Below are 8,363 nucleotides of genomic sequence, written 5' to 3' on the forward strand. Positions count from 1 at the left end.
TGGCGCGGCGCTACCAGGACATATGAGGAGGGGCTGGCTCCTGAGAGCATCCCCTCTGCCGAGACGCTGGCCACGATATGGTTGCCGTCGAACGAGATCTGAACCGTGCATCTGCGCGTCGAATCGAGCTCGCGCGTCTCCACCAGAAGCGTCGACGGGGATATCCAGGCAAAGGAGCCGAAGGCAGCTTCCGCTGCCCAGGAGGGCGGGACTGCGATCTCGGAGGATGCCGTCGCAAACGGGAAGAGGCTGCCCACCGGGCGCTTTCCCGCTTCCAGCTTTCGCCACGTTCCATAGCCCGCCTGCATGCTGAAGGTCTCCCCACCCCTTTCAAGCTCGACCAGAAGCTCTGGCACAGCACCCTCGGAGGCAGCGATCCTGAGCGACGTGAATCCCTGGGCGCCATCCAGCGGACGCAGGATCCCTTCGGCAGGAATCGGTACGAAAGGAGAGCGGGGAAGCCCCTGCAGGCAGGGAATGCACGAGAGATCCTCGCTGCCGGCCCCTTCCAGCTCATGGGCAAGCGCCGCTTGCGGCAAGGCCGGCCTCCAGCAGGGAGCAATCCCCAGCACGTCGTAGAGGGCATCCATCAGAGGCTTCGAGCCTGTCGTGGAGCTCGAGGCCGCAACGACCAGGTGCTCCTCGGGCAGGACATAGCAGAGCTGTCCGAAGAGCCCGGCACACCTGAACCCTCCCCCTGCACACATCCAGAACTGATAGCCGTAGCCATTCCTGTCCTCGGTGGCAGACGCTGGATAGAAGGGTGCCGTCTCTGCCTGCCGCGTGGTTGCTGCCGCAACCCACGCGCGCGGTATCAGCTGCCTTCCTTCCCATCTTCCTCCATCGAGCAGACACTGCCCGAACTTCGCGAGATCGGGCGTCGCAAGATGCAGGCCAAAGCCGCCTGTCGCATGCCCATGGCGGTCATGCTCCCACCACCAGTGCACGATGCCCATAGGAGCAAAGAGCCTCCTGGCAAGGAATGCATCTTCCGGCACGCCCGATACGCGCTCGACCAGCATGCTCAGCAGATGCGAGCACAGCGAATTGTAGAAGAAGACGCTCCCCGGATCGTGGGCAAGCGGCTTTCCGGCAACGCCTTTGGCCCAGTCATCGTCTCCGGCAAGCGCCGGCTCTGCGTCCTGTCCCATCTGCATGGTCAGAAGGTCACGGACCGTCACATCGAGAAAGCGCGGATCGGCCACATCTGGGGCATACTCCGGAAAATAGGAGATCCATGGCCGGGAAAGCACGATCTTGCCCTCGTTCTCGAGCATGCCGACAGCGCATGAGGTGAAGGACTTCGTGACCGAGTAGAGCGGATGGACCTGATCGAGCGCAAAAGGCGCCGAAGAGTGCGCGAAGGCCACCTCTCCATCCTGGCGCACCACCACAGAGCGGACCTCGATGCCCCGCTTCCTGAGAAGCTCGAGGTATCTGGTTCCGCATGATCTATCGAATTTCACAGCACATCACTTCCAGCACATACGATAGTGTCTCTGGCAAGATGCCCCGCTCCAAGAGCGGGGCATCGCCTGAAAGCACAGAATCTGGAGCCTTCTCTAGGCAGCGTCTGCGCGAGGCTCGTCCTTGTATGTCGCGAAGGTCATGATGAACGAGATGACGCTCGAGATCGCGATGCCGACAAGGACATAGAGCACGCAGCTTGCGCCCATCTCACCGGTCGGATCGACAAAGCCCGGCAGCGCGCAGAAGGCACCGCCCGTGAACTCGAACATGCGGGTGCCCATAAGGCCGATGAAAAGGCCGCCCGGCACAGACGCGATGCAGGAGATCCAGAACGGCTTCTTGCGGGGAAGAGTGACGCCGTAGATGCAGGGTTCGGTGATACCGAAGAAGAAGCCGGTGATGAAGGCAGGCCATCCGATTTCCTTGAGCTTGGTGTCCTTCGTCCTGAGAAGCATTGCAAGCACGGCAAAGACCTGGGCAAAGGAGCAGACCATATAGGGGGCCATGATGACATCAAAGCCCTGCGAGCCGATGTTCATGAGCATGAGCGCAATGACAGACCAGTGGAAGCCGAAGACGACCATAGGCTGCCAGATGGCCGTGAGCACGGCTCCGCCAAGCGCACCGCCGATGACAGGGATGCTATAGAGGGAGTTGAAGAACAGGCTCAGGGCATCCGTGATGATCGTGGCGACAGGACCGATAACGAGATAGGTCAGAGGAACGCAGACCACAAGCACGACGAAGGGGACAAAGAAGAACTTCACATACTGGTTGAAGTGCGTCCGGCACCACTTCTCGAGCTTCGAGGCAACCCACACCGCAAGGATGATCGGAATGACCGAGGAGGTGTAGCCGGAGGCAGGCATGATGATGGGGATGCCCAGAAGCGTTGCGTAGTAGTTCATTGCGAAGGGCGTGCCGGCAAAGACCGTTCCGAGCACGGTGCCCGCCGTGATGTTGACCATGGCTGGATAGGTAAGAGCTATGCCGAGCGTCATGCCGATGAACTCGGAGCAGTGGAACTTCTTGGCCGAGGTATAGCCCAAGATGATCGGCAGGAAGTAGAAGAAGCCGTCTCCTGCTGCATAGAGCACCTGGTAGAGGCCATCTGTCGCCGACATCCATCCAAGGAAGACCGCAATCGTCAGGATGCCCTTGATCATGCCTGCCGCACAGAGCACGGCAAGGATCGGGGCGATGATGCCGGAGATGAGGTCGATCAGGGCAGAGACGGCATTCTGATGCTTGACGGGCTCTCCGTCCTCTGTGACCTCGCCGAGAGATTCGGCACCTGTCAGCTCCGCAACCGCATCGTAGAGGTCCTCGATCACGTTCATGCCGACGACGACCTGGTACTGGCCATTGGCATTCACGACCTGGATGACCTTGTCGAGCTGCTCGATGCCCTTGGTATCGGCAATGCTGTCATCCTTGAGCTTGAGCCTAAGCCTTGTCATGCAGTGCGAGATGTTGACGATATTGCTGCTGCCGCCGACCTTGTCGACGATCTGGGCAGCAAGGCTGTCATATGCGCCCATTTCATACCCTTTCCGGGAAGGGCGTGCCCTTCCCTCTCCTGTGCATCCATCTTGCTCCCGGCTACGAAAGCTCGGGCCAGAACTCCTTGTTCGCCTCATAGAGATCGTCGAGGATCTGCTTTGCGACTGCGGCCGAAGGCACGGTCTTGCTCAGCGTCAATGCCTGCCAAAGCTCCTGGTAGGAGTGGTCGATCCAGGCGGAGACCGCAAGCTTCTCGACGCTCACCTGCTGCTCCATGAGCCCCTTCTGGAACTGCGGGATCTTCCCCTGGCAGATTCTCTCATAGCCATCCGAGCCAACGATGCAGGGAATCTCGACCGTGGCATCGGAATCGAAGTTCTCGATTGCCCCGTGGTTCGGCACGATCAGCATGAAGCGCTCTTTCGCATTCTCTGCAAGGGCACTTGCCAGATCGACGATGTATTCGGAGTGCTCGTCCGGCTTGAGTCCGAACCCCTCCGCTGTGTTGCGCCTGACAATCTCGCGCGCGGTCCCGAAGACACGCTTCTCGCGCCCCTCGCGCACTTCGTCGGTGCGGGTATGCTTCGGGTCTGTGTGGGCGACCACGTAGTCGGGATACAGGTAGTACTTGAGGTAGGTGTTCGGTATCGTCGAAGGATCGACTGCATAGACATCCTTCGCCTTTTCGAAGGTCGCCTGCCAGGATGCATCGACGAACTCGAGCCCCGCCGTAGCATCGGCATACCCGTTGCGCGCCATGCACTCCTTGATATGCGGCATCAGGTCATGGCCGGCATGGTCTTCGATCTTCCACCACCATCCGAAGTGGTTCAGGCCATAATAGCCATAGCTGAGATCGCGGTAGTCCTTGAGCCCGCACATCGATGCCATGATGTCCATCAGGGCAATCGGCATGTCGCAGATGTTGATGATCCTCGAATCGGGGCGAAGCCTCCTCGTCGCTTCTGCGACGATTGCAGCAGGGTTGGAGTAGTTGAGCATCCAAGCATCGGGAGAGTACTTTTCCATGTAGTCCACGAGCCCGATCACGCCGCCGATCGAGCGCAGGCCATAGGCAATGCCGCCAGGTCCGCAGGTCTCCTGGCCGAGGACCCCATATTTCAGCGGTATCTTCTCGTCCTTGTCACGCATCGCGTACTTGCCGACGCGAATCTGTGCCAGCACGAAATCGATGCCCGAAAACGCCTCGGCAGGATCGGTCGTGTAGGAGAATTCGACTTCGGGGTGGCGCTCCCTGATATAGATGGCGCAGGCGTCTCCTATCGTCTTCTGCCGCTCGGCGTCATTGTCGTAGAGGACGATCTTTCTGACCGGAAACTTCTCCGCATCGTTCAGTAGCATCAGCACGACTCCTGGCGTATAGGTCGAGCCGCCTCCCGCAATCGTCACGGCATAGCTCTGCTTTCCCATAGAGGCCCCTTCCTGTCTAGATAGGTTTGCGCTCCATCTGCAACCATAGCGTTCCTGTCTAGATATGTTTTCATGTCTGGGCAAGCGGCAGCGTTTTCCCTCCAGACGGCAGGGCCTGTCTAAACAGGCTAGACATCTCTCTCCCGCCCCACCATTGGGGCATACTGGAGATAGCGGCAGCACATCCCGCGCTGCTGGAGGAGGCCTCGCGATGGGAAAAGCCATATACGACGAAATCTATCGGAACCTGCGGCAGCGCATCCTTGACGGCAGCTTCGCGCCGCAGAGCTACCTGCCGTCAGAGGCAAGCCTCACGCAGGAATTCGGCTGTTCGCGGATGACCGTGCGCAAGGCGATATCGATGCTTGCAAACGAAGGCATGGTGACCTCGATCAAGGGCCGCGGCGTGCGCGTCATCTATCTGCCAGCCAAGCAGAATGCAGCCGAGAGCACCTTCCGCGTCGATGGGCTCACGTCGTTCACCGAATCTGCCCGCTCGATCGGAGCCGTCCCGTCGGCCAAGCTGTTCCTGCTCGACCATGTTGCATGCACGCCCGCCCTCGCGCATATGTCAGGCTTTCCTGAAGGAGAGGACCTCACCCGCGTGAATCTCGTGCGCTCGCTCAACGGACAGGCGATGGCAATAGACCGGCACCTGTTCCTTTCGAAGGTGGTGCCGGGAATCGACGAGAAGGTGGCAGTCTCTTCGCTGTTCCGCTACTGCGAACACGACCTGGGTCTCGAGATTGCCGTATCGAACCGCGAGGTCACGGTCGAAGAGCCCACCAGGGAGGACATCCGCCTTCTCGGCATCGCGGAGCCGCTCTGGCTTGCCGTGGTGCGCTCGCGTACCTACGACTCGGCGGGAGACCAGTTCGAGCATGTCGAAAGCAAGTATCTTCCGAACTGGTTCCACTTCTTCGATTCGGCGACGCGCACTCCTTTGCCCTAGGCATGCACGATGCTGCCGTCGCGTATAGCGTCCGGCAGATATCGCCAGGATACGAAAAAGCCTCCGGAGCGGGGCTCCGGAGGCCTTCGGCTGTACGCTGCCTGTATTCTGCCTACTCCTTCGGGCAGAGGGCAAGCGCCTCTTCGTCTGCCACGACCGTGCAGTTCGTGTGCAGCTGCAGGATGGAGGCAGGGACCTTCGGCGTCACGGGGCCATAGATCATGTCGTAGACAGCCTGGGCCTTCTTCGGGCCATTGGCGACGACGAGGATCGAACGGGCACGCATGATTGTCTGGACGCCCATCGTGTAGGCCTGGCGCGGCACCTGGTCCTCGGACTCGAAGAGGCGGGAGTTTGCCTTGATCGTGGACTCGGTCAGGTTCACGCAGTGCGTGCCCTTGCTGAACACGTCATCCGGCTCGTTGAAGCCGATGTGGCCATTGTTGCCGATACCGAGGAGCTGAAGATCGCAGAAGCCGGCATCTGCCACCATCTGGTCGTAGGTGGAGCAGGCATGCTCGATATCGGGGTCGGCACCATCCGGCACATGCGTCTTTGCGAGGTCGATGTTGATGCCGTCAAAGAAGTTCTTGCGCATGAAGTAGTGATAGGACTGCGGGTCCTCATGCGTGAGTCCGCGGTACTCGTCGAGGTTGTAGGTCTCGACCTGCGAGAAGTCGACATCGCCCTTCTCATACCACTTGACGAGCTGCGCATAGGCGCCAATCGGCGTCGAACCCGTGGCAAGTCCCAGGATGGACTTCGGGTTCAGGATGACCTGGGCAGAGATGATGTTGGCAGCCTTGCGGCTCATATCGTTGTAGTCCTTGCAGCGTACAATCCTCATGGAAGTCTCCTATCTGGAAGAGCCTCAAAGCCCTTCCGTTGCCTTTTCTCTCTCTATCACTGCCGATTATAGGCAGCCGGAAACGTCAGAAGCGCGAGATACCCAAGGTTTGATATTTTGATACCAATTTTGGCAACTTCTCCATGAGAAAGGGGCCTTGCGGCCCCTTTCCTAGCGAAGCTTCTCTGCGAGATCTTCGAGTGCGTGGAAGCGGTGGGAGATCTTGTTCTTCTCTTCCATCGTCAGTTCCGCCATCGTACGCCCCGGCGTTGCATCAGGCAGGAAGAGCGGATCGTAGCCGAAGCCCTCATCTCCCCTGCGCTCATGTCCGATCTTTCCCGGGCAGTCTCCCTCGCCGTGGAGCACCTCTTCCCCGTCCTCGTCGCTCGAGACGAAGACGACGCTCGAATGGAAGTGGGCACCACGCGCATCATCCGGCACATCTTTCATTGCATGTTCGAGCTTCGTGTTGTTCGCATCGTCGTTTCCGTGCTCGCCGGCCCAGCGGGCAGAGAAGATGCCGGGCGCCCCATCGAGCGCATCGACGCAGAGGCCCGAGTCGTCTGCCACCGCCATCTGAAGGCCGGTCTCCTCAAGCGCCGCCTCGGCCTTGATGAGGGCATTGGCGGCGAAGGTATCGCCGTCCTCGATGGGGTCGGGGAAGTCGCCGAGCTCGCCCAAGGCGACGAACTCCATATCCTCGAGCACGGGCCCCAGGATCGCTTCGATCTCCTTCACCTTATGGGCATTGCCGGTAGCGACGACGACCGTCTTTGCCGGGTCAAGCTCTTCGATATTCCTCATGGCTATCCTCTCGCTTCGAATCCGGTGATCTTCTTCTGGAGCGCAAGCAGCTCCTTTATGCCGGCATCTCCCATATCGAGGAGGGCATTGAGCTCCTCGCGCGTGAGCGGCGCCCGCTCTCCTGTGCCCTGCACCTCGACGATGCCTCCATCATCACGCTCGACGAGGTTCATATCGACCTCGGCAGACGAATCCTCCGGGTAGTCGAGGTCGAGCATCAGCAATCCTCCGACCTTGCCCATGGAGATTGCTGCTACCTGATGGGTGATGGGGATGTGATTGATCTTGCCGGCATCGCACCACGCACGGAGCGCCTCGAAGAGCGCAACCCAGCCACCTGTGATCGAGGCCGTTCTCGTGCCGCCATCTGCCTGCAGGACATCGCAGTCCACGGTCACCGTGATCTCGCCCATGCGGCGCATGTCGCAGACATTCCGGAGGCTCCTGCCGACGAGGCGCTCTATCTCCATGGAACGGCCCTTGCGTCCGCGATATTCGCGCGGCGTCCGCTTCGACGTGGATGCAGGAAGCATTGCGTACTCGGCCGTCACCCAGCCGGCACGCTGGCCCTTCCTCCAGGCGGGCACGCCTTCCTCGATCGTGGCCGAGCAGAGCACCTTCGTATCGCCGAACTCGGCCAGGCACGAGCCCTGGGCATTCTTCATAACATCACGGGTGAGCTTCACGGGGCGCATCTTCTCGAGCGAGCGTCCATAGGAGCGCTCGGGCACAGAGCCTTGAGCTACCTTGTCTTCCATGCTGACCTCCTGAGTCTTTGCCAGTCCTCTCCATCATAAGGCCATGTGCCTTTGGGCACCTGTCACTCATTCCCGCCATTCATCTCGTCCGCATGGAAAGCACGGTGAGCCCTTCCAAGACAGGTTCGCTGCAGCTCTCCGATTCGCACGTTTGCGGAGTCTGTACTCGAGCCATATGAGTGCTGCGCAGCCTCTGGAAGCTGCCGAAGTAATATAACATGCACAATCACTGGTATATTGCAGACAATTAATCTTGTATTGTTGTCATATGTAGTCGGGAGTTATCATGGCAGCATCAACTACAACCGTTCCGTTGGGCAGTCGCGTCGATGTCAACCTCAAGCGCGAGTTCGATAGCACCGCCGAGGACCTCGGTCTCACGCCCACGGTCGCAATCACGGTATTCATGAAGCGCTTCGTCCAGGACGGGGGATTCCCCTTCGACGTGCGCAAGCCAACCCCGAGCAAGTCTGAATTCATTGCTCAGATGGAAGACCGTTACGAGCGCATGCTTGACGGCCATGAGACCGAACATGACCTCATCGAGGAATAGAGCATGCCTTATCTATGGGATGATCAGGCTTGGATTGACTATCAA

General features: G+C 59.6%; 8 protein-coding genes. 2 read left to right on the plus strand and 6 right to left on the minus strand.

The genetic code is table 11. The features are described from left to right. From ABVS03_RS11125 to ABVS03_RS11135, 3 genes are all read right to left on the minus strand, one after another. The coding region (locus tag ABVS03_RS11125) for a serine hydrolase domain-containing protein (protein WP_368019162.1) at window positions 1–1,466 on the minus strand (1,466 nt) is incomplete at its 3' end. Window positions 1,467–1,562: 96 nt separating this feature from the next. Further along, the gene (locus ABVS03_RS11130; RefSeq protein ID WP_368019163.1) at window positions 1,563–3,011 is read right to left on the minus strand and encodes a PTS transporter subunit EIIC; all 1,449 of its coding nucleotides are present in this window, start codon (window positions 3,009–3,011) and stop codon (window positions 1,563–1,565) included. Window positions 3,012–3,072: 61 nt separating this feature from the next. After that, window positions 3,073–4,404, minus strand: coding sequence for a 6-phospho-alpha-glucosidase (locus tag ABVS03_RS11135; protein WP_368019164.1), 1,332 nt, complete (start codon window positions 4,402–4,404; stop codon window positions 3,073–3,075). A 211-nt stretch (window positions 4,405–4,615) separates the two neighbouring features. Between ABVS03_RS11135 and ABVS03_RS11140 the strand changes: the two genes are divergently transcribed. Next, window positions 4,616–5,356, plus strand: coding sequence for a GntR family transcriptional regulator (locus ABVS03_RS11140; protein WP_330972337.1), 741 nt, complete (start codon window positions 4,616–4,618; stop codon window positions 5,354–5,356). A gap of 112 nt (window positions 5,357–5,468) precedes the next feature. On the opposite strand, the gene nagB is transcribed toward ABVS03_RS11140, so the two are convergent. The 3 genes from nagB to rph form a co-directional block, all read right to left on the minus strand. Continuing rightward, on the minus strand, window positions 5,469–6,203 hold the full coding sequence (nagB, locus tag ABVS03_RS11145) for a glucosamine-6-phosphate deaminase (protein WP_330972338.1): 735 nt from the start codon (window positions 6,201–6,203) through the stop codon (window positions 5,469–5,471). Window positions 6,204–6,374: 171 nt separating this feature from the next. Continuing rightward, window positions 6,375–7,007 carry an RdgB/HAM1 family non-canonical purine NTP pyrophosphatase gene (gene rdgB / locus ABVS03_RS11150; RefSeq protein ID WP_368019165.1) on the minus strand — a complete coding sequence of 211 codons (633 nt, stop codon included), beginning with the start codon at window positions 7,005–7,007 and terminating at the stop codon, window positions 6,375–6,377. Between the two features lie 2 nt (window positions 7,008–7,009). Then, window positions 7,010–7,765 (minus strand): ribonuclease PH, encoded by a 756-nt coding sequence (rph, locus tag ABVS03_RS11155; protein ID WP_330972340.1) that lies wholly within the window; start codon window positions 7,763–7,765, stop codon window positions 7,010–7,012. A 286-nt stretch (window positions 7,766–8,051) separates the two neighbouring features. On the opposite strand from rph, the gene ABVS03_RS11160 reads away from it, so the two are divergent. Continuing rightward, window positions 8,052–8,318 carry a type II toxin-antitoxin system RelB/DinJ family antitoxin gene (locus tag ABVS03_RS11160; RefSeq protein WP_330972341.1) on the plus strand — a complete coding sequence of 89 codons (267 nt, stop codon included), beginning with the start codon at window positions 8,052–8,054 and terminating at the stop codon, window positions 8,316–8,318. Window positions 8,319–8,363: the final 45 nt, after the last annotated feature.

The organism is Olsenella sp. AGMB03486 (genome assembly GCF_040884255.1).
In the GTDB taxonomy this organism is placed as follows: Bacteria; Actinomycetota; Coriobacteriia; order Coriobacteriales; family Atopobiaceae; genus Olsenella_L; species Olsenella_L kribbiana.